General features: G+C 58.8%; 27 protein-coding genes. 13 read left to right on the top strand and 14 right to left on the bottom strand.

What is annotated here, in order from left to right; translation table 11 throughout:
- Window positions 1-37 precede the first annotated feature (37 nt).
- The gene (locus M5B42_RS02705; protein WP_218226754.1) at window positions 38-214 is read right to left on the bottom strand and encodes a DUF3606 domain-containing protein; all 177 of its coding nucleotides are present in this window, start codon (window positions 212-214) and stop codon (window positions 38-40) included.
- Between the two features lie 235 nt (window positions 215-449).
- Between M5B42_RS02705 and M5B42_RS02710 the strand changes: the two genes are divergently transcribed.
- Window positions 450-818: a hypothetical protein gene (locus M5B42_RS02710; protein ID WP_248744956.1), complete on the top strand. Its 369-nt coding sequence runs from the start codon at window positions 450-452 to the stop codon at window positions 816-818.
- 103 nt (window positions 819-921) lie between these two features.
- On the opposite strand, the gene M5B42_RS02715 is transcribed toward M5B42_RS02710, so the two are convergent.
- Window positions 922-1,842 carry a LysR family transcriptional regulator gene (locus tag M5B42_RS02715; protein ID WP_248744957.1) on the bottom strand — a complete coding sequence of 307 codons (921 nt, stop codon included), beginning with the start codon at window positions 1,840-1,842 and terminating at the stop codon, window positions 922-924.
- A gap of 242 nt (window positions 1,843-2,084) precedes the next feature.
- Here M5B42_RS02715 and M5B42_RS02720 point away from each other — a divergent pair, with 242 nt between their 5' ends.
- A complete protein-coding gene (locus M5B42_RS02720; RefSeq protein WP_248745022.1) occupies window positions 2,085-2,300 on the top strand; it encodes a hypothetical protein in 216 nt (71 codons plus the stop codon).
- A gap of 64 nt (window positions 2,301-2,364) precedes the next feature.
- Here M5B42_RS02720 and M5B42_RS02725 read toward each other — a convergent pair whose 3' ends face one another.
- The 3 genes from M5B42_RS02725 to M5B42_RS02735 all read right to left on the bottom strand — a co-directional run bounded on the left by M5B42_RS02725 (window position 2,365) and on the right by M5B42_RS02735 (window position 4,849).
- Entirely contained in the window at window positions 2,365-3,555 is a 1,191-nt protein-coding gene (locus M5B42_RS02725; protein ID WP_248744958.1) for a cyanate transporter, read from the bottom strand.
- 85 nt (window positions 3,556-3,640) lie between these two features.
- Window positions 3,641-4,180 (bottom strand): G/U mismatch-specific DNA glycosylase, encoded by a 540-nt coding sequence (mug, locus tag M5B42_RS02730; RefSeq protein ID WP_248745018.1) that lies wholly within the window; start codon window positions 4,178-4,180, stop codon window positions 3,641-3,643.
- Between the two features lie 45 nt (window positions 4,181-4,225).
- On the bottom strand, window positions 4,226-4,849 hold the full coding sequence (locus M5B42_RS02735) for a TetR/AcrR family transcriptional regulator (protein WP_103494998.1): 624 nt from the start codon (window positions 4,847-4,849) through the stop codon (window positions 4,226-4,228).
- 219 nt (window positions 4,850-5,068) lie between these two features.
- Between M5B42_RS02735 and M5B42_RS02740 the strand changes: the two genes are divergently transcribed.
- The 5 genes from M5B42_RS02740 (at window position 5,069) to M5B42_RS02760 (ending at window position 11,246) form a co-directional block, all read left to right on the top strand.
- Complete coding sequence (locus M5B42_RS02740; protein WP_248744959.1) at window positions 5,069-6,205, top strand: HlyD family secretion protein; 1,137 nt, start codon at window positions 5,069-5,071, stop codon at window positions 6,203-6,205.
- Window positions 6,202-7,674: a DHA2 family efflux MFS transporter permease subunit gene (locus M5B42_RS02745; protein WP_248744960.1), complete on the top strand. Its 1,473-nt coding sequence runs from the start codon at window positions 6,202-6,204 to the stop codon at window positions 7,672-7,674. The genes M5B42_RS02740 and M5B42_RS02745 overlap by 4 nt, the downstream gene beginning before the upstream one ends.
- Window positions 7,675-7,693: 19 nt before the next feature.
- A complete protein-coding gene (locus M5B42_RS02750; RefSeq protein WP_248744961.1) occupies window positions 7,694-9,142 on the top strand; it encodes an efflux transporter outer membrane subunit in 1,449 nt (482 codons plus the stop codon).
- 132 nt (window positions 9,143-9,274) lie between these two features.
- A complete protein-coding gene (locus M5B42_RS02755) occupies window positions 9,275-10,216 on the top strand; it encodes an aldo/keto reductase (RefSeq protein WP_248744962.1) in 942 nt (313 codons plus the stop codon).
- Between the two features lie 100 nt (window positions 10,217-10,316).
- The gene (locus M5B42_RS02760; protein WP_103494993.1) at window positions 10,317-11,246 is read left to right on the top strand and encodes a LysR family transcriptional regulator; all 930 of its coding nucleotides are present in this window, start codon (window positions 10,317-10,319) and stop codon (window positions 11,244-11,246) included.
- Window positions 11,247-11,313: 67 nt separating this feature from the next.
- Here the strand turns inward: M5B42_RS02760 and M5B42_RS02765 are convergent, their stop codons facing one another.
- The 6 genes from M5B42_RS02765 to M5B42_RS02790 form a co-directional block, all read right to left on the bottom strand.
- Window positions 11,314-11,586 (bottom strand): DUF2790 domain-containing protein, encoded by a 273-nt coding sequence (locus tag M5B42_RS02765; protein WP_103494992.1) that lies wholly within the window; start codon window positions 11,584-11,586, stop codon window positions 11,314-11,316.
- Between the two features lie 228 nt (window positions 11,587-11,814).
- Window positions 11,815-12,606, bottom strand: coding sequence for an ATP-binding cassette domain-containing protein (locus M5B42_RS02770; RefSeq protein WP_152737459.1), 792 nt, complete (start codon window positions 12,604-12,606; stop codon window positions 11,815-11,817).
- A gap of 18 nt (window positions 12,607-12,624) precedes the next feature.
- Window positions 12,625-13,362 carry an ABC transporter permease gene (locus M5B42_RS02775; RefSeq protein WP_103494990.1) on the bottom strand — a complete coding sequence of 246 codons (738 nt, stop codon included), beginning with the start codon at window positions 13,360-13,362 and terminating at the stop codon, window positions 12,625-12,627.
- A 21-nt stretch (window positions 13,363-13,383) separates the two neighbouring features.
- Window positions 13,384-14,100, bottom strand: coding sequence for an ABC transporter permease subunit (locus tag M5B42_RS02780; protein WP_100942876.1), 717 nt, complete (start codon window positions 14,098-14,100; stop codon window positions 13,384-13,386).
- Window positions 14,101-14,167: 67 nt separating this feature from the next.
- Window positions 14,168-15,025, bottom strand: a complete 858-nt coding sequence (locus tag M5B42_RS02785; RefSeq protein ID WP_178129759.1) for a transporter substrate-binding domain-containing protein — start codon at window positions 15,023-15,025, stop codon at window positions 14,168-14,170.
- Between the two features lie 628 nt (window positions 15,026-15,653).
- Window positions 15,654-17,195 carry a histidine ammonia-lyase gene (locus M5B42_RS02790; protein WP_248744963.1) on the bottom strand — a complete coding sequence of 514 codons (1,542 nt, stop codon included), beginning with the start codon at window positions 17,193-17,195 and terminating at the stop codon, window positions 15,654-15,656.
- A gap of 169 nt (window positions 17,196-17,364) precedes the next feature.
- On the opposite strand from M5B42_RS02790, the gene M5B42_RS02795 reads away from it, so the two are divergent.
- The 4 genes from M5B42_RS02795 (at window position 17,365) to M5B42_RS02810 (ending at window position 22,256) form a co-directional block, all read left to right on the top strand.
- On the top strand, window positions 17,365-18,309 hold the full coding sequence (locus M5B42_RS02795) for a LysR substrate-binding domain-containing protein (protein ID WP_248744964.1): 945 nt from the start codon (window positions 17,365-17,367) through the stop codon (window positions 18,307-18,309).
- Between the two features lie 114 nt (window positions 18,310-18,423).
- On the top strand, window positions 18,424-19,476 hold the full coding sequence (locus M5B42_RS02800) for a LacI family DNA-binding transcriptional regulator (RefSeq protein WP_103494987.1): 1,053 nt from the start codon (window positions 18,424-18,426) through the stop codon (window positions 19,474-19,476).
- A 263-nt stretch (window positions 19,477-19,739) separates the two neighbouring features.
- The gene (locus tag M5B42_RS02805; RefSeq protein ID WP_103495016.1) at window positions 19,740-21,056 is read left to right on the top strand and encodes an MFS transporter; all 1,317 of its coding nucleotides are present in this window, start codon (window positions 19,740-19,742) and stop codon (window positions 21,054-21,056) included.
- Between the two features lie 39 nt (window positions 21,057-21,095).
- A complete protein-coding gene (locus M5B42_RS02810; protein ID WP_248744965.1) occupies window positions 21,096-22,256 on the top strand; it encodes a mandelate racemase/muconate lactonizing enzyme family protein in 1,161 nt (386 codons plus the stop codon).
- Between the two features lie 66 nt (window positions 22,257-22,322).
- On the opposite strand, the gene M5B42_RS02815 is transcribed toward M5B42_RS02810, so the two are convergent.
- Window positions 22,323-22,919, bottom strand: coding sequence for a plasmid pRiA4b ORF-3 family protein (locus M5B42_RS02815; protein ID WP_248744966.1), 597 nt, complete (start codon window positions 22,917-22,919; stop codon window positions 22,323-22,325).
- 255 nt (window positions 22,920-23,174) lie between these two features.
- Window positions 23,175-24,104 carry a response regulator gene (locus M5B42_RS02820; protein WP_103494984.1) on the bottom strand — a complete coding sequence of 310 codons (930 nt, stop codon included), beginning with the start codon at window positions 24,102-24,104 and terminating at the stop codon, window positions 23,175-23,177.
- Between M5B42_RS02820 and M5B42_RS02825 the strand changes: the two genes are divergently transcribed.
- Window positions 24,081-24,608, top strand: coding sequence for a winged helix DNA-binding protein (locus M5B42_RS02825; RefSeq protein ID WP_103495015.1), 528 nt, complete (start codon window positions 24,081-24,083; stop codon window positions 24,606-24,608). The genes M5B42_RS02820 and M5B42_RS02825 overlap by 24 nt on opposite strands.
- A gap of 134 nt (window positions 24,609-24,742) precedes the next feature.
- On the opposite strand, the gene M5B42_RS02830 is transcribed toward M5B42_RS02825, so the two are convergent.
- Complete coding sequence (locus M5B42_RS02830) at window positions 24,743-24,967, bottom strand: hypothetical protein (protein ID WP_103494983.1); 225 nt, start codon at window positions 24,965-24,967, stop codon at window positions 24,743-24,745.
- Window positions 24,968-25,179: 212 nt separating this feature from the next.
- On the opposite strand from M5B42_RS02830, the gene M5B42_RS02835 reads away from it, so the two are divergent.
- Window positions 25,180-25,551: a hypothetical protein gene (locus M5B42_RS02835; protein WP_103494982.1), complete on the top strand. Its 372-nt coding sequence runs from the start codon at window positions 25,180-25,182 to the stop codon at window positions 25,549-25,551.
- The last annotated feature ends 1 nt before the right edge of the window (window position 25,552 follow it).

Raw genomic sequence — 25,552 nt, forward strand, 5'->3', positions numbered from 1 at the left:
CTTTACCCATGAGCAGGTAGAGCACGCAATCATTCACTTACTTCCCGAGGTGCTTCTTGACGTCATCTGCATAAACGCCTGCGGTTTTAACTGCGGATTTGAGTTGTTCCTCGGTTACGCCAAATTTCTTGGACCAGTCGCGAACTTCGTACGCTTCGTGAACGTTGATCTTTTTTCGATCAGGGTTGCCAGTTTTCTTGAGGTCGTCTGACATTTCTTCTGCTCCGTTTTGTCAGATTGAATCTGACGGGGTTTGGCCTGCATCAGCCAGAAACGTTGATCAAAGCAGAACTTCAGGTTTCGTCAATTTTGGGAGGGGGATTCATTCGGATAAAGTGATACTAAAAGTTTCTTTGAGCATGAAGGCGACTCAAAGGTCAGTTATGGTTGTCCTCAAGATCCTCCTGCCCTAGAGTAAATAAGGTGTTTATTGATATAAGGAGTAGGTAATGATTTTCTTTACCCTATTAGCTGCTGTGGCATCGGTTTCGGCAATTTTCGGAAGCTATGTTAATTGGATCGATAAAAGTGAAGAGACAAAAAATAGAGTCAAGACGCAACTCAAAAAACTTGGCTCAACCGCATATATGTCTTTGGCGATAATCGCTGGATTGGGAGCGTCAGCTGCCAACATTAGCCAGATCGTCGACTTTGCTACAAGCTCTGCTCCGCTCACGCGACCAGACGTATTGAATCTCCTGATGTATGTCTGGAACTCTTTTGCCTATGGTTTCTTTGGCCTGATTGCCCTGGGCGTTTGGATCAAAGACATGCTAGATAAGAAAAAATCCGCAATCGAAACAAACGCAAAAACCTAGCGGAAGGCAAAAGAGGGGCGGTGGTCCCTTGCTGATGCTGAATGGCTGTCTGTAGGGTTAAATAAAAAAATCTCTATTCTGTGTTTCGATCCTTACATTATAGCTAGGCACAGACCTTGGCAATCTGCTCGCGCAGCCAGGTATTGGCAGTGTTTTGCTCGGCTTTCCTGTCCCACAACATGTCGATGGTGAAACTGGGCAAACCCGCCGGCGGCTTGCAAAACGCGAACTTGGTTTCGTCACAGATCCGCTTCTGGAGACGGCGAGGCAACATCAGAACGAGATCGGTTCCACTGAGCATTTCAAGTGCCGCCACATAACTGTTGGCGCGGGCGACTATCTGCCGGGTATAGCCCTGTTTGCCGAGCCAGCCGTCCACCATGTTGGTGTCTGAGGTCCAGGGCGTCGGAAAGATATGCTGGCGCGCGACAAAGGTGTCCAGGTTGAACCTGTTCTCTGGCGGCGTGAAATGCTTGTCGACCACGCACACCAGATCGTCGTCCAGCAGGATCTTTGATTTGAAGGGCTTGGCGTCACGATGAAAGTTCGGACCGGCACAAATCACCAGGTCAATACGACCGTCGACCAATTGTTCGACCGGAACATCCTTGTGGAACTTGTGGGTGTTCACAATGATCGGCAGGCGGCTCTTGATAAAACTTTTCAGCAGGTCGGGGAGGATCAGGAGTTCGAAGTACTCCGGTGCGCAAATATTAAAAGTGATCTCTTTTTCGGTCGGGTCAAATACGTTGACTCCGGAATGACACAGGTTGATGTTTTTTATAATGTTGACCACATGGCTGTACATGCTGGTGGCCTTGCTGGTCGGCCACATGGCATTACGGGTGTGGATGAACAACTCGTCCTTGAAGCTGGTCCGCAGCTTTTTCAGGCAGTAGCTGACGGTGGACTGACTGACGCAAAGGGTTTCGGAAACCTCGGTGACGCTGCTCTGCTCATAAACCGCGACGAATACCATCAGGTCCTGCATGTCCAGCTTTCTGAGCAAATTGCTATTGAGCATAAAATCCGTCTCGGTCAGGTTCCATAGGCGTTACTTTTGCTCATGTTTGTAGACAAGCAGCCGATTGACATATTAGGGGATGGAATTTGCTTTTTAAATAGCCTGTGGGCGACCCCTTCACTATAAAGGCCTGGCCCTCGCGTTATCCTTGCCAAGAAGAAAATCGCCATGATTCATGATTGTATCTCCCTCTTTGTGGTCGTCAGCGACGCCTCGGTCCTTCAGGCCCACGCGGGATGAACATGAATATTGCCAACTGGCGGGACGCCGCCGGCCAGCATTGCCCGGGGCTACCGGCCTTGTTCGAAGGGCAACGGCAAGTCGCCAACTATGGCGCCTTTGCCGCCCTGGTCCGCTACCGCGCTGACGGCGCGCCCCTGTACCTGTCGGATCGGGTGGATCCGACAGCGCTGCGCCCGTGGTTGAAGGCAGGGGCAAATGACTCCTTTGTTCCCTGAAGGACGTTTCCACGGAACCCCATTTCCAATGGCAGGCTGATCAGCCAGGAAAGGACCGCGACGACTAGTGGATGTGCTGTGCGTAGTGCTTCGGATTGAAGCGCAGGACCATCACGATCATCACGGCCATCACCGCCGTCAGTGACCACCAGGCCCACTCGAAGCTGCCCAACTGGTCACGAATCACCCCGGCAATCAGCGGCGAGAGCCCGGCGATCAGATAACCGATGCCTTGCACGAAGGCGGTCAGGCCGCCGGCACGACGCGGGTTGTCCAGGTGGTCGAGGGAAACGATCAGGCTCATCGGGAACAACCCGCCGATACCCAGGCCCAGCAGGCATGGCCAGAGCAGGGTGAAGCGTTCCGGGCTGAGGATCAGGCCGCAGAAGCCGGCGATGATCAACGCCAGCAAGACCGCCAGCACCAGGCGTCGGTCCTGGCTGCGGTTGGCGATTGCCGGGGTGACCAGGCCGGACACCACTTCCATGGCGGTCAGCAGGCCCAGCAGCAAGCCGGCGCTTTGTTCGCTCCAGCCTTTTTCCACGTAGTAGGGCGCCAGCCAGGCCAGCACGCAGGTGTAGGACGCCGTGCCCAGGCCGAAGAAGATCGCCAGCAGCCAGGCCCTCGAATTGCTGAAGAATGACTCCTGTTGGTGGCTCGTCGAGGCCTGCGGCAAGTGCGGAACCGCCGAGCGCTGGGCGAACCAGACCACCAGGCCGACCAGCGCCAGCAGCGCCCAGATGGCGAGGCTGATCCGCCAGCTTCCAGTCTGTGCCAGGACGAACGGCGAGAACGACGCCGCGAGCGCCGCGCCGCCCATGATCGAGGTCACATAGATCCCCATGAACAGCGAGACGTTGTGGCTGAAGCGCGACTTGATCAGCGCCGGCATCACCGCTTGGATCAGGGCGATCCCGAGACCCGCGAGTACCGCACTGAGGATCAGCTCGACGGTGCTGTCCAGGTAGAGTCGCGAAGCCGTCGCCAGGCCGATGACCAGCAAGGACAGGACGATGGTGCGGTGTTCGCCGAAGCGCTGGGCGATGCGCATGCCGAGGAACATGGCCAGTCCCATTGCCATGACCGGCAGCATGGTCAGTAACGACGCGGCGCTGAAACTCAAGGGGATATCCCCGCGAATCGCCGACAGCAAGGGCCCGACCGCGGCCATCGACGGCCGCAGATTGAGGGCGACCAATACCACACTGACCATCAACCCTGCGGCGTGGGTGCTTGAAGCTCGTATATGTTCCATGCGGGAGCCTTGGTTAACAAAGCTCTAATTAGGCCGTCGCGGATGGGCAGGCGCAATTTGATAAGTAGGCCGGGATATCGAGAAATTAGGATTCAGCCACTTCCAGGACCGAAAGGTGCCCGAGTGCCGCCAGATGCAATTGGCGGTACGCCGCCACCAATTGATCGAGGCTGAACGCACGATTACGCCCACTGGGATTGGGCAGCACCCAGACCGCCGCATGGCCGAAGGTCTGTGGCTGAAGTCCCCAGGCGATGTCTCGTTGGCCGGACAAGCCGCAGTACCCCGCCTTGCCGAGAAAGGCCACGAAGCGCGGGGCGTAGCGGGCGATCTTGTGCTCAAAGTCCCTGGCGATGGCGGTGAATTCAGCGGGAGACAGCTGATCCGCGCGCGCCGTGGGCCGTTCAACCACGGCGGTCAATCCACACCCATGCTGCAAGATTGTCCGGTCGTTTTCCGGGCGGATTTCCTCAGGGGTAAAGCCGGCCAGATGCAGCGTGCGCCAGAAACGATTGCTTCTGCCGGCAAAGTGATGCCCCTGGGCGGCGGCCAGTAGTCCCGGATTGATACCGCAGAAAATCACCGCAAGGTCTTCATCAAGAATGTCTTCGAGTCTTTCAGCCACCCCACACCTCGCAAGCCCGGCGGGTGCCGAGTACTTCATTCGAGTTCATCCGCAGATCACCTTGACCGCATTGCGTGCCAGCTCCGTCAATTCGGCGCGGGGTTTGCCCGCTCGAGCCCGTATCGAAAGGCTGTGCAGCAGGGAGGAGGCGAGTACGGCAAGGGCGGCCGGGTCGGCATCGCTTTTCAATTCGCCAGCGGCGACGGCCAGGCGCAGGCGCGCTTCGAGATCGGCGTCGAGCTGGCTCAGGCGATCCGCAAGCAGGTCGCGTATTTCACGGTCTTCGGCAGCCTCGGTGGTGGCCGTGCCGATTACAAAGCAGCCCCGTGGCTGACCGTCACCCGAGAAATAGATCGACAACTGCCCCTCGTAGAAACCCAGCAACGCCTCGCGCAAGGTCAGCGTGCTGTCCGTCAGGGCCTCGTGCACGGCGGCGCAGGCCTGCGCCCAATACTGCTCGAACGCCTTGATATAGAGGGCGTGCTTGTCGCCGAACGCCGCATAGAGACTGGGACGGTTCATGCCCGCCGCCGTGGCGATGCTGTCCAGCGACGCGCCGGCATATCCGGTGCTCCAGAACACCCCAAGCGCTTGCTGCAGCGCGGTCTGCGGGTCATACGCACGAGGCCGGCCGCGGCCTTTGGCTTCGGTGACTTTATTTTGTGCCATGTTGTATAAAAATCCTTGAGTGAAGACTTGCGTGAGGATATTCTTACACCATCGCACAAAATTAAGGAGCCAGAAGTTCCTGAATCTCGGATTTGTTGTGGCGGAGCTCGAACCGGGTGGTGCTGCGATGAAACAGGTGCGCTGGAGACACCCTCCAGGCCGCGCATGGACTGCTTTCTCACAGCGACCCCGATTTCCCGGTTAAAGGTGCATTCGATCATGACCCAACAGTTCGACATCCCCGCTTCGCAGACCTTCGAGCATCCAGGGCCGAACCCGGCTGGTACGCTTGTCCGCAAACCGTTCAAGGAGCGGTTGCGGCCATGGCTGGTGGTGGGCGTTCCAGTGCTTTTCGCGGCCGTCGGGTATGCCCGCTATCTGGCCGGCGAACCCTATGTCTCGACCGATAATGCCTACGCCCGGGTGGCGAAGGCCTCGGTCAATGCCCGGGTTTCCGGGCAGGTGGTGGACATCGCCGTTGAGGACAATCAGCCGGTGCGCAAGGGCCAGGTGCTGTTTCGGATCAATCCGGAGCCATTCCAGATCGCGGTCAACCGCGCCGAAGCCCAACTGAGCGTGGCGCGGCTGCGTATCCAGGGACTCAAGGCCAGCTATCGCCAGCAACAGGCCGACTTGCAATCGGCCAAGGAGTCGGCCGGCTTCGACCAGAAGGAGTTCACCCGCAAGCAGGCGTTGGTGGCGACCGAGTTTGTCTCGCGCTCTGTTTATGAGCGCGCGGACACCGACCTTAAAATGGCGCGGCAGCACGTGGCGTCTATCGAACAACAGATCGCCAGCACGGTGGTTGCGCTGAACGGCAATCCGGATATCGACGTCGACAGCCACCCGGCGATTCGTGAGGCCAAGGCGCAGCTGGATGAGGCGCAGCTCTATCTTTCCTACGCGACGGTGTATGCGCCGGACGATGGCATCGTCGCCAAGGTCGACGATTTGCAGGTGGGCAACTATGTCAGCAATGGGGCGCCAGCTTTTGCCCTGCTGTCTCGGCGGGTTTGGGTCGAGGCCAACTTCCGCGAAACGGAGGTGACCCATATGCATCCGGGCCAGGCCGCGATGATCCGTATTGACACCTATCCGGGGCACGCCTTCAAGGCCCACGTGATCAGCATGAGCCCGGGGGCCGGCGCGGACTTCGCCCTGTTGCCGCCGGAAAATGCCACCGGCAACTGGGTCAAGGTGGTCCAGCGGGTTCCGGTTCGACTTGAACTCGATCAAGCCGATCCGGATCTGCCGTTGTTCTCCGGCACCAGTGCCACGGTCCAGGTCGATACCGGCTATCGCTCGTCCTGGTGGAAGCCGATCGCGGCGCTGTTGAGCGCGGGGACTGACCAATGAACGCCAAGCCCGGAGGGGAGGGCGCGCTTACGCTCAGGTTTGCCGCGCTGTTCGTGACCTATATGCAGTCCGCCAGCCTGCCGCTGCCGAACGCGGTGCTCCGGTTTATCCAGGGGGCGATGTCGATGAGTGATGACCAGGCGGGTTGGGTCTTCACTTCGTATCTGGCGGCGAGCGCGATCACCCTGCCGCTGGCGCAGTGGCTTGCCGGGAGATTCGGTTTGAAGCGGGTGTATCAAGCCGCGATAGCCGGCTTTGTCCTGGGTTTGTTGCTCGCGACCCAGGCAACGACGCCGCTGGAGTTCGTCGGTGCACGGATTATCCAGGGCGCCGCGAGTGGCGTGCTGGCACCGCTGTCGATGGCGATTGCCATGGAGACTTTACCGCCCGCACGGCGCGGGACCTTTGGCCCGATATGGACGGCCATTGTGCTGCTGGGCATCGTCAGTGGCCCGAGTCTCGGTGGCTGGCTTGGCGAGCTTTACGGTTGGCGTTCGATCTTCTACATCAGCGTTCCGTTGTCGCTGTTCATCTTCCTCGTGGTGACATTTTTGTTGCCGGAGAAAAAGGCCGAGAAACGTCCGCCCTTTGACTTCTTCGGTTTCGGTAGCTTCACGCTCGGCATGATCGGCCTGCAAATGCTGCTCGACCGTGGGGAGCGCCTGGAGTGGTTCGACTCGCTGGAAATCTGGCTGGAAGCCCTGGCCTGTGCGCTGGGGCTCTACCTGTTCGTGGTGCATGTGCTGACCGCCAAGGTGCATTTCCTCAGCAAGGGCTTGTTCCGGGATCGCAACTTCGTGCTGTCGACCGTGATGTTTTTCGCCCTCGGTTTTGTGCTGCTGTCGACCATGGCGCTGACCTCGCCGATGCTGGATGAACTGCTCGGTTTTCCGCCTGACACCACGGGCTACCTGACGATACCGCGGGGTGTCGGGTTGGTCGGTGCGTTCCTGCTGATGGGCCGTGTTCCCGAACGTTTCGACCGCCGGCCCTTCGTGGCGGGGGGCATCGCCATGGTGATCTATGCCAACTGGCTGATGCTCGGTTATTCACCCTTGATGGACGGCTGGCCGGTGGCGGTTGCCGGTTCGCTCCAGGGCGCCGGTCTCGGGGTATTGATGCCGGCGCTGAGCAAGGTGGCGTTCAGCACCCTGGACCCGAAGCTGCGCCCGGAAGGGACGGGTTTTTTCAATCTGGCCCGTGTCTATGGCAGTACCCTCGGCGTGGCGGTGGTGCAGGCCTGCTTCTTCAACAACACGCAGGCGATGCATCAGGCGCTGGCCAGTCATCTGACCGCGTATCGCATGGCCGCCTCGACGTCCTTGCCGGCGCTGGGCGCGCTCAACGAAATGATCACCGGCCAGGCGGCCTTCATCGCCATCGTCGACCAATTCAAGATTTTGCTATGGGTGATGCTGCTGGTGAGTCCGCTGGTGGTGTTGCTTCGCAAACCCGTTCCGACCAACTAGTTTTCGTGGAGTCTGGCAAATGAAACCCAATGCATTCGTCCTCAACAGACACCTCTTCCCTACGATGGTCGGTGCGGTGTCGGCGGCTTTTTTCCTGTCCGCCTGTACCGTCGGCCCTGACTACAAGGCACCCTCGGAAAGCGCGTCGCAGCACTATGACCAGCAGGCCGAGCAGGGCCTCGGTCAGAAGGGCCGGATTGACCTGGGCCAGAAGATCAACGGTGACTGGTGGTCGGCCTTTCAATCACCCAAGCTCGACCGGGTTGTCCGTCGGGCAATCGAGGGCAATCTTGAGTTGGTGGCGGTTGACGCGACGCTCCGGCAGGCGGCTTCGTCCGTGGTTGCGGCGCAAGGCGCGCTCTATCCGCGGGTCGATTTTGCCGCCCAGGCCGGTCGCCAGCGGGTCCATACTGCCGCCGACCCCACGGTGGCCAATTTCTACAGCATCGGGCCTCAAGTCAGCTTCGACCTGGATGCGTTCGGTGGTAACAAGCGGCGGGTCGAACAACAAGCGGCTTTGGTTGATCTTCAGACGCATCGCTACGAGGCGGCGTATCTGAGCCTGACCGGCAACGTCGCCAGCCAGGCGCTGCTGGTGGCCTCTGCCAACGCGCAAATGGCGGCGGTCGAGAAACTGCTGGCCGATGACACCCGGAATCTTGAGCTGGTGCGCATGGCCCACCTCAATGGCAGCACCACGCAGGTCGATGTTGCGCTGGCCGAGACACACTTGGCGCAGGATCGCACGCTGTTGCCGTCCCTGGCCCAGCAGCGGGATGCGGCACGTCATGCGCTGTCGATTCTGACCGGGAAGGGGCCGGCCGACTGGATTGCGCCGGACTTCGACCTGGCCGAATTTGCCTTGCCCTCCGGTGTGCCGGTCAGCCTGCCCTCGGAAATGGCCCACGACCGGCCCGATGTCCGGCAAGCCGAGGCTGACTTGCAGATGGCCATTGCCGCCGTGGGGATCGCGACCGCGAACCTGTATCCGCATGTCGAGCTTTCCGCATCGTTGACGCAGGCCGCTTCCGGCAATGGCGGCGCGGCGCTCTGGGGCTTTGCGGCGGGACTGGCGGGGCCGATCTTCGATGGCGGAACGCTCAAGGCTGAACGCCAGGCAGCCGTCGACGGCTACAAGGCGTCTCTCGCCGGCTACCAGCAGACGCTCATCCAATCCTTCGGTCAGGTCGCTGACACGTTGCAGGCCATCAACCATGACGAGCAGGAAAACCTCGCCCAAGGGGACGCGCTGCGCGCCGCCGAAACCAGTTTGCGCTTGAACCAACAGGCCTATGCGCAAGGCGAGAACAGTGTTCTTCAAGTGCTGGAGGCCGAGCGTGCGTATCAACAGGCGCTGCTGGGACAGATCCGCGTGAAGACCGCGCGGTATCTCGACACGGTGCGCTTGTTCGTGGCGCTGGGCGGTAACTCCGTCGGTGTACTTGGGCAAAAAGTGGCGGGTCGCTGACAGCGGCAAGGCCGAACCCATAGCCGAGCCATGTCTTGGCGGACCGTTTCCGCGAACTGGCCGGCCTCCCGAAATTTTATGAACGGTCACTGCCGTGGTTGCGGTAGTGGCCCCAGGCAATGGAGTAAAGGCATGACTTATCACGATGCGCTTCGCGACACCAAATTCCCTATTGCCCACGGAACTGGCGAGATGCCGGCCGTTGGTTTTGGCACGCTGTTTCGAGACCTCTCGGTGACCACGCAAGCGGTCAAGGCCGCGTTGGAAACGGGCTTTCGTCATTTCGATTGTGCGGAGCGCTATCGCAACGAAGAAGGTGTCGGTGTTGCTCTGCAGGAGGTTTTACAGGCCGGCAAGGTTCGGCGAGAAGAGCTGTTCATTACCACCAAGCTGTGGAATACCAACCATCGTCCCGAGCGCGTCGAGCCGGCATTTGCCGCCAGCTGCCGCCGACTTCAGGTGGATTACATCGATTGCTACCTGATCCATACGCCGTTTGCCTTTCAGCCCGGCGATGACCAGGACCCGAGGGATTTTCAGGGGCATGTCATCTACGATTCGGGTGTCACCCTGATCGAGACCTGGAGGGCCCTTGAGCGCCTGGTGGATGAAGGCCGGTGCAGGTCCATCGGTTTGTCTGATATCACCCTGGACGCGTTGAAAGCGCTGGTGGCCGTGGCGCGGATAAAACCCGCCGTCGTGCAGGTTGAATCCCACCCTTATCTGCCTGAATGGGAACTGCTCGAGTTCTGCCAGGAGCACGGGATTATCCTCCTGGCATTTGCGCCACTGGGGCATGGCATGGAACCCAATGTGCTGGAAGAACCGGTGATGACTGGAATCGCCCAGTGCTTGCAGAAAACCCCGGCGCAAGTCGCATTGGCCTGGGCGGTACAGCGGGGAACCGCTTTTCTGACCACCAGCGCAACACCGAGCCATATCCAGGAAAACTTCGATATTGCCACCTTGCCGCACCGGGCCATGGCTGAAATCCGGGACGATATCACCACCCGGATACGCTTCAACTCGGTAGTGGAAACCGGCGTGCCCGGGTTTATTCCGCGCAAGAAATAACGCGTAAGCAGGGGGCGGCTTTTGCAGGGTCGCCCTTTTTTTACGAGCCATTCTCCAGACCGGGCTATGGTATTTTTGCTGATTTCCCGAGGTGGAAACGATGGACGTCTTCCAGACCATGCGTTTTTTCACGGTGGTCGCTCAAAGCGGCAGCTTTACCGGGGCCGCCGAGATCCTGAACAGTACCACCGCCAACGTCTCCAAAGCCGTCTCCAGCCTTGAAGCCAGACTGCAAACCCGCCTGATCAATCGGACGACCCGGCGCCTGGCCCTCACCGAAGCCGGTGTGCGTTATTTGCAGCGCTGCGAGAAAATCCTTGATGAGGTGCGTGAAGCGGAAGAAGAGGCCGGTACGGCTCAGGTCATGCCGGCTGGCCGGCTGAAGATTCACGCCATGTCGGCCATCGGCAATCACTATGTGATCCAGGCCATTGCCAGGTATCGAGAGACCCATCCCTCGGTGATGTTTGATCTGGTCCTGACCAATCGGCTGCCTGACTTGCTGGAGGAGGGCTATGACATGTCGATTGTGCTGGCGCGGGATTTGCCCGATTCAGGCTTTGTCGCCCAGCGGCTCGGTAGCACCTACAGCATTCTGTGTGCGTCGCCCGCCTACCTGGAAAAACGCGGGCATCCCGAGTCTCCGGGGGATCTTTGTTCACACGACTGCCTGAGAATCGTGAACACGGTGATGCCGGCTGAAAACTGGATATTCGAAGGGCCCGAAGGCCTGGAGAGCGTCACGACACCCCTGTCTCCCTTGCACATCAATACCGCCGACGGCATGACCGTTGCGATAAAAAGCGGAATGGGGATCGGGATACAGCCGATTGCTTCGGCTGTCGAGGGACTGAGGAACGGAACATTGGTGCGGGTACTGCCCAACCATCATCTTGAAGAGTTGAATCTGTTTGCAATCTATCCCTCGCGAAAGTTCGTCGATGCCAAGATAAAAACCTGGGTCGAGTTTCTCAAAGGCGCGATTCCGGAGTTGTTGGCATCCAATAAGGAAATTGTCGGTTCACAATAACGATAATGGCTTTTTCATCTGGCCGTGCGGGGAAGGAGTGTCGACCCTCCATCGTCCACAAAGGCACTCAGCCGTTCGAGCAGCCGCTACCCATGACATCGTATTGCAGGATATGGCGTTGGCCGTGGGAGTCGTCATAGGTCATCTGCACGGGCACCGGCGCGCATTGGTCGGCGGCCTCGGTGATAGCAATGACTTTCTCGATATCGGGTTTTGCTGCAGCGGTGTAAGTTTCAACCGGGAGCTGGCTGGTGGCGGCTGTTGAATAGCCGTCGTCGGCAAATGCCTGCGCCGCTGCACTGCCAAGAATAAGAACCAATGCCATTTTTGCGAAGTTCATGATGTTCACCGTATCGTCTGGAGTTTCGAGTGTTTACCTCGTGAGGGGTTAATGCTTATTGCATTGGCTCACTGGGTAGAGACGATATTAGGTGTTTGTTATTCCCCCATATAGCGGCTCACTGGACAAACACTGTTGCCAGATTCCACATCAATGACCGACTGGAAAAGACAACGGCCCCAAATCAGGGGCCGTTGTCGTTCCGCGAGGTAGTGGCGCCGAGCGGCTTTATTCGGTGGTGCGCTCATGATGGCTGGAGACGAATTGCTTGAAGCGTTCGGTAGGCAAGCCTTCGAACAGTTCCGTCGGCGTGCCCTGGACGTCGATCAAGCCGCCGTGCATGAATACCACCCGGTTTGACACGTGGCGGGCAAAGCCCATTTCGTGAGTGACCACCAGCATGGTGCGACCTTCTTCGGCCAGGGAGCGCATCACCCGCAACACTTCGCCCACCAGTTCAGGGTCAAGGGCCGAGGTCGGTTCGTCAAACAGCATCACCTGCGGGTTCATCGCCAGTGCACGGGCAATCGCCACGCGCTGTTGCTGACCACCGGACAGGTGCGCCGGGTAATAGTCGCGGCGATCGTACAGGCCGACCTTGTGCAGCAGGGCCTCGGCTTCCTCGACGCACTCGGCACGGGAGCGCTTGAGCACCCGCATCGGGCCTTCAATGACGTTTTGCAGCACGGTCATGTGCGACCACAGGTTGAAGCTCTGGAACACCATGCCCAGGCAGCTGCGCATGCGCTCGACCTGGCGGGCGTTGCTCGGGGTCTGGCGGCCGTCGGCGTGCTGCTTCATTTCGATCATTTCACCGTTGACGGTGATGATGCCCTGATCGGGGGTCTCCAGCAGGTTGATGCAGCGCAGGAAGGTACTTTTCCCGGACCCACTGGCACCGAGGATCGAGATCACGTCGCCCTTGTGGGCTTCAAGGGAAATGCCCTTGAGGACATGGGCGCTGCCGAAGGACTTCTGAATATTAGTCACCGACAGGGCAGAGGCGGACTGAGTGCTCATGGCAGGCTCCGTATCAAATCAGGAATGGGTAGGCAGCGAAGGGCTGGCTTTTTTGATGGCGTCGACTGGTCGCTCACGCAAGTGCGGCGAGAGGCGATACTCAAGCCAGGCGACTGCACGGACGACCAGGAAATTCAGCACCAGGTAGATCATGGCCGCGCAAATGAACACTTCCATCGTGCGATAGGTGCGCTGGATGATCTGTTGCGCGACCCCCGTCACGTCCCACACCGTCACCAGGCTGGCCAGCGCCGTGGACTTGACCAGCAGAATGGCTTCGGTGGAGTAGGCCGGCAGGGCCTGGCGCAAGGTGACCGGCGCAATGATCCGGCGCAGCAATTCCCACGGCGACATGCCCACGGCCTTGCCGGCTTCGATCTGCCCCTGGGGTACGCTGAGCAGCCCGCCACGAATGATCTCGGCGGTATAACCGGCGGTACACAGGGCCAGTGAAACCACCGCGCAGCCATAGGGCGACTTGAGCAGGACCCAGGCGAAGCTGTCGCGGATGGCCGGGAACTGGCCCAGCCCGTAGTAGATCAGGAACATCTGGATCAGCAGCGGCGTGCCGCGAAACAGCATGATGTAGAAACGCGCCGGGTAGCTGAAGAACCACCAGCGGCTGACCCGCAGGCTGACAATGCCGACGGAGAGGGTAAGGCCGATCACCAATGAGCAGAAAAACAGCGTCAGCGTGGTGGGCAACGCGGCCAACAGCTTGAGCATGGTGTCAGCGAGGAACGGAAAATCGATCATAAGTAGTCCTTCCGACTCTGACTAGACTGGGCTGCGCTGCTGCGTGCGACGCACGCGAGCCTCGGCCATGTTGAAAAGCCGACCGGAGAGGCCAGTGAGAACCAGGTACACGATGCCCCCGATGATGTAGAAGGTGAAATATTGCCGGGTCGATCCGGCCGCGACCTGACTGGCCCGCATCAACTCCACCAGGCCGATCACGGAAATCAGCGCGGAGTCTTTCAAGCTCATTTGCCAGACATTGCCCAGCCCGGGCAGCGCGAAGCGCAGTACCTGGGGGATCAAGATCCGTTTGAAACGCATGGCCCGGCTCATGCCGATGGCCAATCCGGCTTCCAGCTCGCCCTTGGAGACGGCGAGAAAAGCGCCACGGTAGACCTCGGCCTGATAGGAGCCGGAAATCAGCCCGACCGCCAGCGCGCCCACCAGGAAAGGCGGCACGTCGATATAGCCTTCGCCGCCGAACCAGTGGCCCACCGCGGTGACCACACTGGCGCCGCCAAAGTAGAACAGGTAGATCACCAGCAGCTCAGGGATGCCCCTGAACAGAATCGAATACAGGTCCCCGAGCCAGCGCAGGGTGCGCCGACGGGATAGCTTGGCCGCCGCGACCAGGCTGCCAAATACCGCACCCACCAGCAGCGCCGCCAGGGTCAATATCACGGTCATGCCTGCTGCCTTGAGCAGCGCCATTCCCCAGCCTGAGTCACCAAAACTGAGTAGCTGCAAGAGGTTCATAGAAGGTCCCACTTATGATGAAGGTTCAAGCAACCCGGCAACTGTTACGTTGCCGGGCCATTCAGAATCACTGCTTAGGGGTAAGGTCTGCCTTGAACCACTTCTCGCTCAGTTTCTTGATGGTGCCGTCAGCCATGGCTTCCTTGAGGGCGGCGTCGAACTTGGCTTTGAGCTCCGGGTCTTTCTGACGGAAGCCCAGTGCTTCGCCTTCACCCCAGATCGGGCCTTTGATGACCGGGCCGGTAAAGACCAGCGGTTTGTTCTCTGGCTTGTCCATGACCGAGTTGAAGAAGGTCACGTCATCGAAAGCGACGTCGATACGGCCAGCCAGCAGGTCGAGGATGGCTTCGGCCGAGCTGCCGTACTCGCGAATGGTCGCGACATCCTTGAAGTTCTCATCAATGAACGATGTGTAGATGGTGCCGGAGGCGATACCGATGGTCTTGCCTTTGAGGGCCTTGCGCAGCTCTTCAACGCCGGCGCGGACTTGCTTGGCATCGGTGCCCAGGGTGATGGCGGCGGCGTCACCGGTCTTGCCCGGCAGCAGATCGGCTTTCAGCGAGACGAAGCTGGCCGGGGTCTGGGCGTAAGGCGTCGAGAAGGCCATGACCTTCTGGCGTTCCTCGTTGATGACGATGGCGTCCATCAGCACGTCGAATTTGCCGGCATTGAGGCTGGCGATCATCCCGTCCCAGTTCTGTACCACGACGTTGCACTTGAGCTTCATGCGCGGGCAGATGATATCCATCAACTCCGGTTCGAAGCCGCCGATCTTTCCACCTGGGAGCGTCAGGTTCCAGGGCTCATAGGCGCCCTCGGTGGCGATATTCACCGAGGTCCACTCTTTGGCCTGCAGTGCCGGGGCACAGGCCAGAACCATTGCACTGAGCGCTACAGAACCCAACCAGCTTGATTTCTTCGACATCTTGATAATTTCCTGCCTAATCAATGGAGTGTTGCGAACTGATCCGGCTCAGGCCGAATCTCCAATGCTTGCCTGCGCAACGGTTCTTGTGCAGACAAGACAAAACCATAAACAGCCAACCCGCCAGTCAAGCCGGTTAATTCGCACCCCTGATGGTTTCAGCCTGGCTGGCCGTCCCCTCTCCATGTGCCCCTGATCGATCGATCAAGACGTGATCATCGGCAGGTTTGTGGCCTTGCTCTCGAACGTAAACCGGTGCTGTGCACAGATCGTGCTGGCAACTTATACGCACACACATTTACTTGTACATACAAGCATATGCAATCAAGCGGCCAACTTGCCGGGTCGCCATGCAATAAAACCTGGGATTTTGCTGCAGCGCTTGTAGGACAAGGCTTTGCTGGGCGGCGTTTTTTTTCTGGAAGCTTTGCCGAGGAGGTAACGGTTGTTACCTGAGCTGGGAATTGCGCCACGTTGGGGCGCTCGGTGACAGTTTGAGAGATGTTAGTGCGCGATGGGGAACGTTTTGGGGAGGGCTTGTATAGCGAAAAAGGCCGTCCTTCAGCCGTCGAGAGGTAGCCAAAACACCTACCTTGACGGCCAAAGGACGGCCCCGGGGTCAACCTGTTTACTTGAGGTTTTTCTGCACCGTGGCCAGCACCTCACCACTGCGTACCTGCTCGGTAACACTCACCATGTCCAGATAGAAGGCACGATCATGGTCGGCGACCGGTACGCGACTGCGCACCAGGTCGTAAACCGCCTTGGTCACGCTGGAAGCTTTGTGCACGTCATGGAAGTCCAACGCCTGGCAACCCACCAGCAGTTCAATCGCCAGCACCGACTCGAGCTTTTCGGAAACCTTGTAGGCCTTGATCGCGGCGTTGTACGCCAGGCTGACCAGGTCCTCCTGGTTGGCGCAGGTCGAGAAACTGTCGACCGTGGAGGGGAATGACAGCGCCTTCATTTCCGCATACAGGCCCGCCGCGGTGTATTGCAGGATCATATAGCCGCTGTTGAGTCCCGGGTTGCGCACCAGGAAGGCCGGCATTTCGCTGAAGTGCGAGTTGACCATGCGGTCGATGCGGCGTTCGGAAATCTTCGCCAGGCTGGCCAGCGCCACGCACAGCGAATCCGCCGACATGCCGATATAGCTGCCGTCGAAGTTGGCGCCGGAAATGGCAATGCCGTCACCGTCCTCCAGCGGGTAGATGATCGGGTTGTCGCCCGAGGAGTGGATTTCGTTCTCGATATTTTCCCGGGCGTGCTCGATAAAGCGCTTCGACGCACCATGCACCTGGGGAATGGCCCGCAGGCTGTAGGCGTCCTGCAACCGGTAGTCGATGTTTTCGGCGATCAACTGGCTGTCGTGCAGCATCGCCTTGATCTCCCGGGCGGTTTGCGCCTGCTCCTTGTGGGCCTTGATCGAGTGGTAACGCGGATCGAAGGCCCGAATCGTGCCCTTCAGTGCTTCCAGGGAAAGGGCGGCGGCGACGTCGGCCAGGGCGGCGCTCTGCATGGCATTGTAGAGGGCCAGAATCGCGATGGCGGTCACCGACATGGTGCCGTTGAGCATGGCCAGGCCTTCCTTGCACTGCAGGTCCGTCGGTTGCAGGCCGACCTGTTGCAGGGCGGTGGCGCCATCCACCCATTCGCCGCCATTGACCCGGGCCTTGCCCTCGCCGAGCAGGACCAGGGCCAGGTGCCCTTCGACGGCCAGATAACCCACCGACCCCTCGCCGGGCGCAAACGGCACGACGTCATGGTTGAGCAGGCCGGCAATCAGCTCCAGCAACTCCAGGCGTACCCCGGAAAAGCCTTTGCCCAGGCTGATCAATACCATCAACTGGATGGCCCGAACCTGTTCACGCTTGAGCGGCTCGCCGACGGCGACGGCATGGGAGCGCACGATATTGACCTGAAGCTCCTTGGCATTCTGTGGCGAAATCACATGCCGGACGTTGTCGCCGAAGCCGGTGGTCACCCCATAGACCAGGCGATTTTCATCGAGGAAACGCTCGACCAGACCCCGGGACCGGTTTACGCGATTCTTGTAGGTCTCGGAAAACGACACCTTGGCGGAGTAACGGGCTACCGCGACGAACTCTTCGATGGAAGGTTCCCTGTCGCCAAGCACGACTTGAGTGATCTGCTGAGGATGAGCTGTCATTGCGAACTCCCGAGAAACGAAATGATTGAGGACCCGGCCCGGCCGGGCCATCGCTCGATTGAGCGTGGGAGAAGGCTAAAGCGATTTATCGATGAAGAAAATATGGCAATTTCTGTTAGTTTTAATAGAATTTCTAAACTTAAAATGCCTTCGAGAGCTTTGTACCGCCATGAGCCGTCTACCGCCTTTACGAGCCCTCCAGGTGTTTGAAACCGTCGGTCACTGCGGCGGTATCTCCCAGGCGGCCAAACGCCTGAACCTCTCCGTGGGCGCGGTAAGCCAGCAGATGAAGTTGCTGGAGGAGGCGCTGGGCATGAGCCTGACGGTCAAGGAGGGACAGCGCCTGCGGCTGAACGCCATTGGCCTGCGTTTTCATGGGCGCTGTTCCACGGCCTTTGAAGAGTTGAGGGCCGCCGTTTCCGAAGTCGAGCGTTCGAAAAATCCCAACAATCTGTATGTCAGTGGCCTGCCTTCACTCATGACCCGGTGGTTGGCGCCCCTGACCTACGAATGGCAGCATGAGCATGGGGACCTCGACATCTATCTGGACAGCACGCTGGCGGATACCTCGGAGGAGGAAAACGCCGATTTTCGGATCGGTTATGGCGAGCCAGGCCAATATGCCGAGCACAGCGTCGTGCTGTTTCGCGATTGTGTGGTGCCGGCCTGCTCACCGAAGCTGTTGAGCCTTGCGGGCTATCCGGGCCGGGTGGAGCGGGCCGCTGACCTGCTCCAATACCCGCTGATCCGTATCGATTCGCGGCCGAAATTCGACTCGCCGCCCTCATGGGCCGAATGGTTCGAGCACGAAGGTGTGGCGGTCGAGCAGGCGATTGTCATCCGTCGCAGTTTTTCTTCGTCGAGCATGGCGATTCAAGCCGCGATCGATCACCAGGGGGTGGTGCTGGCGCAGTTTTCGATGATTTCCCGCGATATTGATGAAGGGCGCCTGGTCATTCCCTGGGGCCGCGCCATGCCGCTGCCTTCGCCGTATTACCTGAGCTGGCACCCCAACACCCTGCAGAAATCCCAATGCCGGGCCTTTCAGCGCTGGTTGATTGGCCGGGGCAGGGCACAAGAGGAAATTACCGCTGGCTTGATCGCTACCCTCTGAGTGAGCCAAAACCAAGTATCGTGAATGTTGCGCGGGGTTTTGGTAGATTCCCCGCGCTTACAGCCTGCCTTGCACGGCAGCTTCAGAGACTGAGCTTCAGATTCGGAAAGGTTCATGGCTAAGAAACCAGCGGCGTCCTCCACTGACACATCGATCACCGCGCCCAGGAAGGGCGCCAGCCTGACCTTGATTGATGTGGCGAAGGTGGCCGGCGTTTCGCCGATGACAGTTTCCCGGGCCTTGCATCGACCGGAGCTGGTGACCGAGGAGACTCGGGAAAAGGTCCGTGAAGCGGTGCGCAAGACCGGCTATGTTTCAAATATGCTGGCTGGTGGCCTGGCGAGTAACAAAAGCCGCCTGGTGGCGATTTTCCTCCCGACCATTGCCAACTCCATTTTTGCCGATACCGTGCAATCGCTGATGGATCGCCTGACCCAGGCCGGCTATCAAACCCTGCTGGGGCTGACCGGCTACTCCGCCGAGCAGGAAGAAAAGCTGCTGGAAGCGGTCCTCGGCCGTCGGCCGGACGGTATTGTCCTGACTGGCACGCTGCATACCGAATCCAGTCGTCTGCGACTCGCCCAGGCGGGTATTCCGGTGGTGGAGTCCTGGGACTTGAGCGAAGATCCCCTGGATATGCTGGTGGGCTTCTCCCATGAGAAAGTCGGGGAGGAGACCGCACGGCATTTGCTGAAAAAGGGCTACAAGCGTTTCTCGGTAGTGACCATCAGCGATCCTCGCGGTCTGCGTCGCTGCAACAGCCTGATCGCCGAGCTCAAGCGCCAGGGTATCGAAGAGGTGCCGATGGAGATCCTGGCACCGCCGGCCACCCTCGAAGTGGGCAGGGAAGGGCTGCGACGCCTGCTTGAACAGCCCGTGCCGCCGGACATCGTGGTGTGCAGCTCCGACACCGTGGCTCAGGGTGTCCTAGCCGAAGCCGCCAGTCGCGGGATGAAGGTACCGTCGGATCTGGCGGTGATGGGCTTCGGCGATCTGAGCAGCGCGGCGCAGGTGCACCCGGCCTTGTCGACCGTCAGCGTCGATGGCAGGAACATTGGCCTGCAAGTGGCCCAGGCGCTGCTTGAGCGCTTCGAATATCCCGCCGGCAGTCATCATCCCGTGCGAATCGACACCGGTTTCACCCTGATCGACCGCGCCAGTACCTGATCCTGAAAACAGCTTTTTTCCGATAATCGCAGGGTTGAATGATTGCGCAATCAGTGTAGTATCGGCGCAAAGGTCATCTGTTCTGTCGGGCGGGACCTTTTTTTGAATCTTTCAATGATTGCGCAATCATTTGCCGATCATGCTGTTATCAGGAGCCGTAAGGGCCACATGGATTCGCCGCTGCACTCACAATAAGGAAAATAATAGTGATCACGCCCACGCCATCGGTCGCGAAGACCAACGTCCGCTATCTCATCCTCGTGATGATCTTCATCGTCACCGTGTTCAACTACGTTGACCGCGCCACGCTGTCCATTGCCGCCCCGAGCATGCGCACCGACCTTGGCTTCGATGCCATGACCATGGGCATCGCTTTCTCGGCCTTCGGCTGGGCCTACACCTGGATGCAGCTGCCCGGCGGCATCGTTCTCGACCGTTTCGGCTCGCGTCTGGTGCTTGGCATGAGCCTGATCATCTGGTCGGTGTTTACCTTCCTGCAGGGCTACGTCGACCTGTTCAGTTCGGCCTTTCTGGTGCTGTTTGTCCTGCGCTTCATGATGGGGGTGGCCGAAGCACCGGCGTTTCCGGCCAACAACCGCCTGACGGTGATGTGGTTCCCGCGCCATGAACGGGGCCTGGCCACGGCGGTGTTCCAGTCCGCGCAATATTTTGCCCTGGCGGCGTTCACCCCGGTGATGGTCTGGCTGGTCAGTACCTGGGGCTGGCAGCACGTGTTCTGGGTCACCGGTGTGGCCGGTATCCTGATCGGCTTGCTGTGGTTTCGCATGGTTCAGGAGCCGCGCAAGGACAAACGTACCAACCAGGCTGAAATCGACTACATCGAAGCGGGCGGGGGCTTGCCCACCCTCGGCGACGTGAAGACACCCTTCAGTTGGAAAAGAATGAAGGCCATCGGCGGCAACCGCATGATGCTGGGCATCTACCTGGGCCAGTTCTGCCTGACCTCGATCACCTGGTTTTTCCTGACCTGGTTCCCGACCTACCTGATCGAAGCCAAGGGCATGACTCTGTTAAAGGTCGGGCTGGTGGCCGCCATTCCCCCCATCGCCGGTTGCCTGGGCGGCATGATCGGCGGTGTCTGGTCGGACTGGATGCTGCGCAAGAACTTCAGCCTGACCGCGGCCCGCAAGACACCGATCATCTGTGGCCTGTTGCTGTCGAGCAGCATCATGGTCGCCAACTACACCCAGTCGATCCCCCTGGTGATCCTGGTGATGTCCATTGCCTTCTTCGCCAAAGGGGTCGGCAACCTGGGCTGGTGCATCGTCGGTGACGTTTCGCCGGCCCGGGCCATGGGCGTCAGCGGGGCCATGTTCAACTTCTGCGGCAACCTCGCGAGCATCGTCACCCCCATCGCCATCGGCGTGATGATCAACCAGTTGGGCTCTTTCGATGTCGCGTTGATCTACGTGGCCGGCATGGGGTTGCTGGGGGCGTTTTCCTATCTGTTTATCGTCGGGCCGCTCAAGCGCCTGGAATTCGATGATTTCGAGGATCCACCGGCCAAGCCTGTCGAAGAGGGCGCGCTGAACAGCGAACTGACACCGCACCGTACCTGATCTCTTTTCAAGACCTCATCACCGTTCAAGGAGAGCGCCATGCTCGCAGCACAACACACCATCAAATCCTCCGACGACGACCGTATTGCCTGGGTGCGTGTGTCTTCGGTGATCCTGCCGCTGGCCAATCCGATCAGTGATGCCAAGGTGCTGACCGGCCGGCAAAAGCCGATGACCGAAATCGTCATCTTGTTCGCTGAAATCGAAACCATCGATGGTCATCGTGGGCTCGGCTTCAGTTACTCGAAGCGGGCCGGTGGGCCGGGGCAATTCGCCCATGCCCAGGAAATCGCCCCGGCGCTGATCGGCGAAAATCCGAGTGACATTGCCAAGCTGTGGACCAAGCTGTGCTGGGCCGGCGCCTCGGTGGGGCGTAGCGGCCTGTCGACCCAGGCCATCGGTGCCTTCGACGTGGCCTTGTGGGACTTGAAAGCCAAGCGCGCCAATCTTTCCCTGGCGCGCCTGCTCGGTGCCCAACGTGATTCCGTGCGTTGCTACAACACCTCCGGTGGTTTCCTGCACACGCCGCTGGATCAACTGATGAAGAACACCGACCTGTCTCGTGAAAAGGGCATCGGCGGCATAAAGCTGAAAGTCGGCCAGCCGGATTGCGCCATCGACATCCAGCGCGTCAGCACGGTTCGCAAGCACCTGGGTGACGACTTCCCCTTGATGGTGGATGCCAATCAGCAATGGGATCGCCCGACGGCCCAGCGCATGTGCCGCCAGTTTGAACAATACAACCTGATCTGGATCGAAGAGCCGCTGGACTGCTATGACGTTGAAGGCCATGCCGCCCTGGCCCAGCAATTCGATACGCCGATTGCTACCGGTGAAATGCTTACCAGCGTTGCCGAACACGCCGAGTTCATCAAGCTGCGCGGTGCCGATTTCCTGATGCCCGACGCACCGCGGGTGGGGGGGATTACGCCTTACCTGAAGGTGGCGGCCATGGCTGAGCAGGCGGGCCTGATGCTGGCGCCGCACTTCGCCATGGAGCTGCACGTTCATCTGGCGGCGGCTTACCCGACCGAGCCTTGGGTCGAGCATTTCGAATGGCTTGAGCCGCTGTTCAACGAGCGTCTGGAAACCCGTGACGGTCGCATGCTCGTGCCTACCCGTCCCGGTCTGGGGCTGACGCTCAGCGAGCAGGTCAAAGCCTGGACAGCGCAGGTTGCCGAGGTCGGTGTTCGTCCATAACCCCGTTCGAGGTCGTGTGTGACGCCTATGAGCACCTCGCCAAAGGTGCCGTTGGCAACGTCGTTATCAAGGTCGCTGGAGCCTGATCTGTTTCAACGACCGATTGATACGCACACAATCAAAGGTCGTCGGATCAAAGTCGTTATCGCCGAACCACTCCAGTACGCTCTCATGCTCGGGGTGGCTGGCGTCATTCAGGGCCGTCAGGAACTCGTCATAGCCCAGCATGCCGCCGATATCCTCGGGGGGCCGGGCGTTGGCTCCGTCGATGCAGTAGGGCAGTTGCGGGCAAACGTCGGCGGGGATGATTTTTTCCAGCCGGATCAAGTGCTCCCAGCCATCCCTGAAATCATAGACATAACGGAAGGTGCGGTTCCCCCGCAGGGCGCTGATCAGTGTCGTGTGTTTCTCCGCAACGATCGGAGGTTTCCAGCCGGTGCTGGAGTCGGAAACACCGTAGCTGTCACCGGCAATTTCAAATTCGTGCAGGTGCGTGTCCGTCCAGCCCATCGTCGCCTGGATAACCTGGTGCAGGTTGCCCAGGGTGATGCTTTCGGGGACCGCCACCTGGCGCCAGATCGTGGGGGTTATCCACTTCAACTCAATGCGTAGAATCAGCACTCGGTCGGTTTGGGGTGTCGGCAGTTGGGCAATCTGGGTCATGGGTCAGGCAGCCTCTCGAGGGTCAATGGACAAGGAGCGAGATCAGGGATCGCTCTGGGCTTCATCGGTCATCCACTTCAAGTGTTCAGTCTCTGGAGGGTCTGTTGTAGGAACTTGATTGATGGACGGTCTACTTCGATGGTAGCGACGTTGTTCATCGGCGAAAATCAGACTGCAAGGACAAGTTTGGTACGAATCAGCCTACAGTAATAGGGTTGTATTTAAACGTTACGGGCTGGGAGACGCCATTCAGTCTTATCGGGTTGTCAGCGTTTCGAGTGTTTTTTGGAGTTTGTTGATATCCATTGGCTTTTGTATGCACTCATTGAATATGGATGCCTGGCATTTTCTTCGAACTTCCTCCAGTGGGTTGGCGGTAATGGCGATGATGGGGGTGGTCTGCGGATCAAACCCTTGCTGGCGAATCTTCATGGCGGTCTCAATACCGTCCATTCCGGGCATTTGAATATCCATCAGGATGGCGTCATAGGATTTGCACAGCATGCCCAGGGCTTCATATCCATTACTGGCTATGTTGACGCTGCAATTAAGGCTTTTCAGGATTTTGCAGTGAAACTCGCGCACTCGTTCATCATCGTCGACGATCAAGATGGAGAGCCAGGCACTTGGCTTGGGTTGGCTGTCGGTAGAGGTCGTTTCCTTGGCTTGCTCTGCAATACATTGAAAAAATTTAAGCATATCGGCACCTGACAGCTCAAGGTCGGAGCAACTTCTTTCGAAATGGGCCATAAACTGTTTCATTTGTTCCAAGGTCATGCTGTCCGTCTTCCTGGCTCCGGACTTGAGCTTCCGGAAGGTCTCCATGATGTCAGTCAATGGCTCAAACAAATGACGGCTGAGGGTTTGCTTGCTGATCGGGAGCCTGATGCTGTTCGGATGTGTATTTTGGCACATAGAAGCTCCCTCTGTTCCCCGGGGCGATTTGCTTTGTGGTTCGCTTTGAAATTTATAAAACGAATGGACTTGTCGTTCAATAGGGGGATATATCGTTTGTTGCTGATGTTTTTGTAGGTCGAATCTTGTTGGTGTGTAGGGTGGAGGATCGTTTTGTGCTGCTAGGTTGATTTTTTGGTGTATCCATTGCCAAGTTAGGCAAAGTATGTAGAAAATTGATTGAATCAAGGACTGAAGGTTCACCTCATGCAGATTGATAAAACGTGGCATCTGGCTACCACTGATGGTGAAGTGAGTTGGACTGAGTTCGAATTGCAGCTTTGGAGGGCGTTTAATGCCTTCAAGCGTTGGCAGTTGGAGTGCGAAAAGATGGCCAACGATAATAAAATATCAGTTGATGAGCTTGCGGTGCTTCACGTTATTCGGATGAATGATCGACCTAAAACCATTGCGGAGGTGGGGCAGCTGTTGAATCGCTCTGATTATTTTAATATCAATTACAGTGTTACAAAGCTCAGTGAACGAGGGTTGGTAAAAAAATATCAACCGTTCAAGAATAGACCGGTGCAACTCAGCGTTACCGAGGCAGGTCGCGAGAATACGGAAAAATATACAGAGGCACGCAAAAATATATTGTTCGGGGAATTTTCACGCGAAATCAGTGGTATCAACCTCAAGGAGGTCGTCCTTGGACTCAGACAAATCAAGGGTGTGTATGAAGAAGCTCATCGGGCGGCTTCGACTTATAGGTCTGTCACTACGGATTCTGGTTGAACTCAGTTTGAGTTCTCGAGGGGCGTTTTTACGATGAAGAGCACCTGTTCAAGCGGCTGGATGATCGGGCATGTGTAAGCGACCACACTCCGTGACGGGAGAGTGATTCCTGGCGCATTGAGTGTGTGCGTTGCTCAGCTCGGCCCTTCCGCACGCGCAACCTCGCTGCGCAGGGCATTGGCCAACTCTTCGCAGCATCGGTAATAGGTGCGCTCGGCGATCTTGACGGCTTTGAACCCTTCTTCCAGCGTGTCTTTGGGCGACTTGCTCAAGGCGGCGACCGTCGTGCGCCATGCCGCGCGGGCGTTGTCTGCTTCGATCAGGTAGGGCTTCAAGAGAGCTACGTCAATCATCGTCATGGAGGGTGATTCCTGTCTCTGTTTTTTTCTACGGCAGGCCGGCGACCGAATGCCCACCACCCCTGTCTTTTTCTTCGCTCAGCTTAGGGGGCAGCGAATGAACTGTCGAATCTTCGCGCGCCCGCCTGACCACCCACCTGTCATCCTGTCGATACCGGGCTTTGCCGACGATCAGGCATACTCTGCGCCGTCGAGATGAAAAGGATCAAACCATGTTGTTGAGTAAACGCGAGCAGGCGCAGATCGAGCGTCGCCTGGTTGCCGCCCTGACCGAGGCCTGCGAGACGGCGAAGGCCAGGATCGTCGGGTTTGCCTGGCTGACCCACGAGGTGGACTTCGCGCACTTTCCCGCCAGCCTGCGGGTGACCTGGGTTTTCGACACCCGGGCCAACCGTGACCAGGCGATGTCCGGCGAGTCGGCCCAGATGCTTGAACTGACCGCCGAAGCCCTGCGCGAAGCGGACGTTGAGGTCAAGCAGGTCGCAGCTCATCTGGCGTTCGACAGCGAGGAGCACTGCCAGCAGGTGAGCGCCGGTAACTGGCAACAGCACCTTGCCCGCAGTCCACGCCCGGGACGCCACTGAA

Source organism: Pseudomonas sp. MWU12-2037 (assembly GCF_023242345.1).
Lineage (GTDB): Bacteria > Pseudomonadota > Gammaproteobacteria > Pseudomonadales > Pseudomonadaceae > Aquipseudomonas > Aquipseudomonas gingeri_D.

Excerpts from the sequence above, each read along its gene's own strand:
- M5B42_RS02705 (WP_218226754.1), bottom strand. The coding sequence starts at position 214 with ATGTCAGACGACCTCAAGAAAACTGGCAACCCTGATCGAAAAAAGATC.
- M5B42_RS02710 (WP_248744956.1), top strand. The coding sequence starts at position 450 with ATGATTTTCTTTACCCTATTAGCTGCTGTGGCATCGGTTTCGGCAATT.
- M5B42_RS02715 (WP_248744957.1), bottom strand. The coding sequence starts at position 1,842 with ATGCTCAATAGCAATTTGCTCAGAAAGCTGGACATGCAGGACCTGATG.
- M5B42_RS02720 (WP_248745022.1), top strand. The coding sequence starts at position 2,085 with ATGAATATTGCCAACTGGCGGGACGCCGCCGGCCAGCATTGCCCGGGG.
- M5B42_RS02725 (WP_248744958.1), bottom strand. The coding sequence starts at position 3,555 with ATGGAACATATACGAGCTTCAAGCACCCACGCCGCAGGGTTGATGGTC.
- M5B42_RS02735 (WP_103494998.1), bottom strand. The coding sequence starts at position 4,849 with ATGGCACAAAATAAAGTCACCGAAGCCAAAGGCCGCGGCCGGCCTCGT.
- M5B42_RS02740 (WP_248744959.1), top strand. The coding sequence starts at position 5,069 with ATGACCCAACAGTTCGACATCCCCGCTTCGCAGACCTTCGAGCATCCA.
- M5B42_RS02745 (WP_248744960.1), top strand. The coding sequence starts at position 6,202 with ATGAACGCCAAGCCCGGAGGGGAGGGCGCGCTTACGCTCAGGTTTGCC.
- M5B42_RS02750 (WP_248744961.1), top strand. The coding sequence starts at position 7,694 with ATGAAACCCAATGCATTCGTCCTCAACAGACACCTCTTCCCTACGATG.
- M5B42_RS02755 (WP_248744962.1), top strand. The coding sequence starts at position 9,275 with ATGACTTATCACGATGCGCTTCGCGACACCAAATTCCCTATTGCCCAC.
- M5B42_RS02760 (WP_103494993.1), top strand. The coding sequence starts at position 10,317 with ATGGACGTCTTCCAGACCATGCGTTTTTTCACGGTGGTCGCTCAAAGC.
- M5B42_RS02765 (WP_103494992.1), bottom strand. The coding sequence starts at position 11,586 with ATGAACTTCGCAAAAATGGCATTGGTTCTTATTCTTGGCAGTGCAGCG.
- M5B42_RS02770 (WP_152737459.1), bottom strand. The coding sequence starts at position 12,606 with ATGAGCACTCAGTCCGCCTCTGCCCTGTCGGTGACTAATATTCAGAAG.
- M5B42_RS02775 (WP_103494990.1), bottom strand. The coding sequence starts at position 13,362 with ATGATCGATTTTCCGTTCCTCGCTGACACCATGCTCAAGCTGTTGGCC.
- M5B42_RS02780 (WP_100942876.1), bottom strand. The coding sequence starts at position 14,100 with ATGAACCTCTTGCAGCTACTCAGTTTTGGTGACTCAGGCTGGGGAATG.
- M5B42_RS02785 (WP_178129759.1), bottom strand. The coding sequence starts at position 15,025 with ATGTCGAAGAAATCAAGCTGGTTGGGTTCTGTAGCGCTCAGTGCAATG.
- M5B42_RS02790 (WP_248744963.1), bottom strand. The coding sequence starts at position 17,195 with ATGACAGCTCATCCTCAGCAGATCACTCAAGTCGTGCTTGGCGACAGG.
- M5B42_RS02795 (WP_248744964.1), top strand. The coding sequence starts at position 17,365 with ATGAGCCGTCTACCGCCTTTACGAGCCCTCCAGGTGTTTGAAACCGTC.
- M5B42_RS02800 (WP_103494987.1), top strand. The coding sequence starts at position 18,424 with ATGGCTAAGAAACCAGCGGCGTCCTCCACTGACACATCGATCACCGCG.
- M5B42_RS02805 (WP_103495016.1), top strand. The coding sequence starts at position 19,740 with ATGATCTTCATCGTCACCGTGTTCAACTACGTTGACCGCGCCACGCTG.
- M5B42_RS02810 (WP_248744965.1), top strand. The coding sequence starts at position 21,096 with ATGCTCGCAGCACAACACACCATCAAATCCTCCGACGACGACCGTATT.
- M5B42_RS02815 (WP_248744966.1), bottom strand. The coding sequence starts at position 22,919 with ATGACCCAGATTGCCCAACTGCCGACACCCCAAACCGACCGAGTGCTG.
- M5B42_RS02825 (WP_103495015.1), top strand. The coding sequence starts at position 24,081 with ATGCAGATTGATAAAACGTGGCATCTGGCTACCACTGATGGTGAAGTG.
- M5B42_RS02820 (WP_103494984.1), bottom strand. The coding sequence starts at position 24,104 with ATGCCACGTTTTATCAATCTGCATGAGGTGAACCTTCAGTCCTTGATT.
- M5B42_RS02830 (WP_103494983.1), bottom strand. The coding sequence starts at position 24,967 with ATGACGATGATTGACGTAGCTCTCTTGAAGCCCTACCTGATCGAAGCA.
- M5B42_RS02835 (WP_103494982.1), top strand. The coding sequence starts at position 25,180 with ATGTTGTTGAGTAAACGCGAGCAGGCGCAGATCGAGCGTCGCCTGGTT.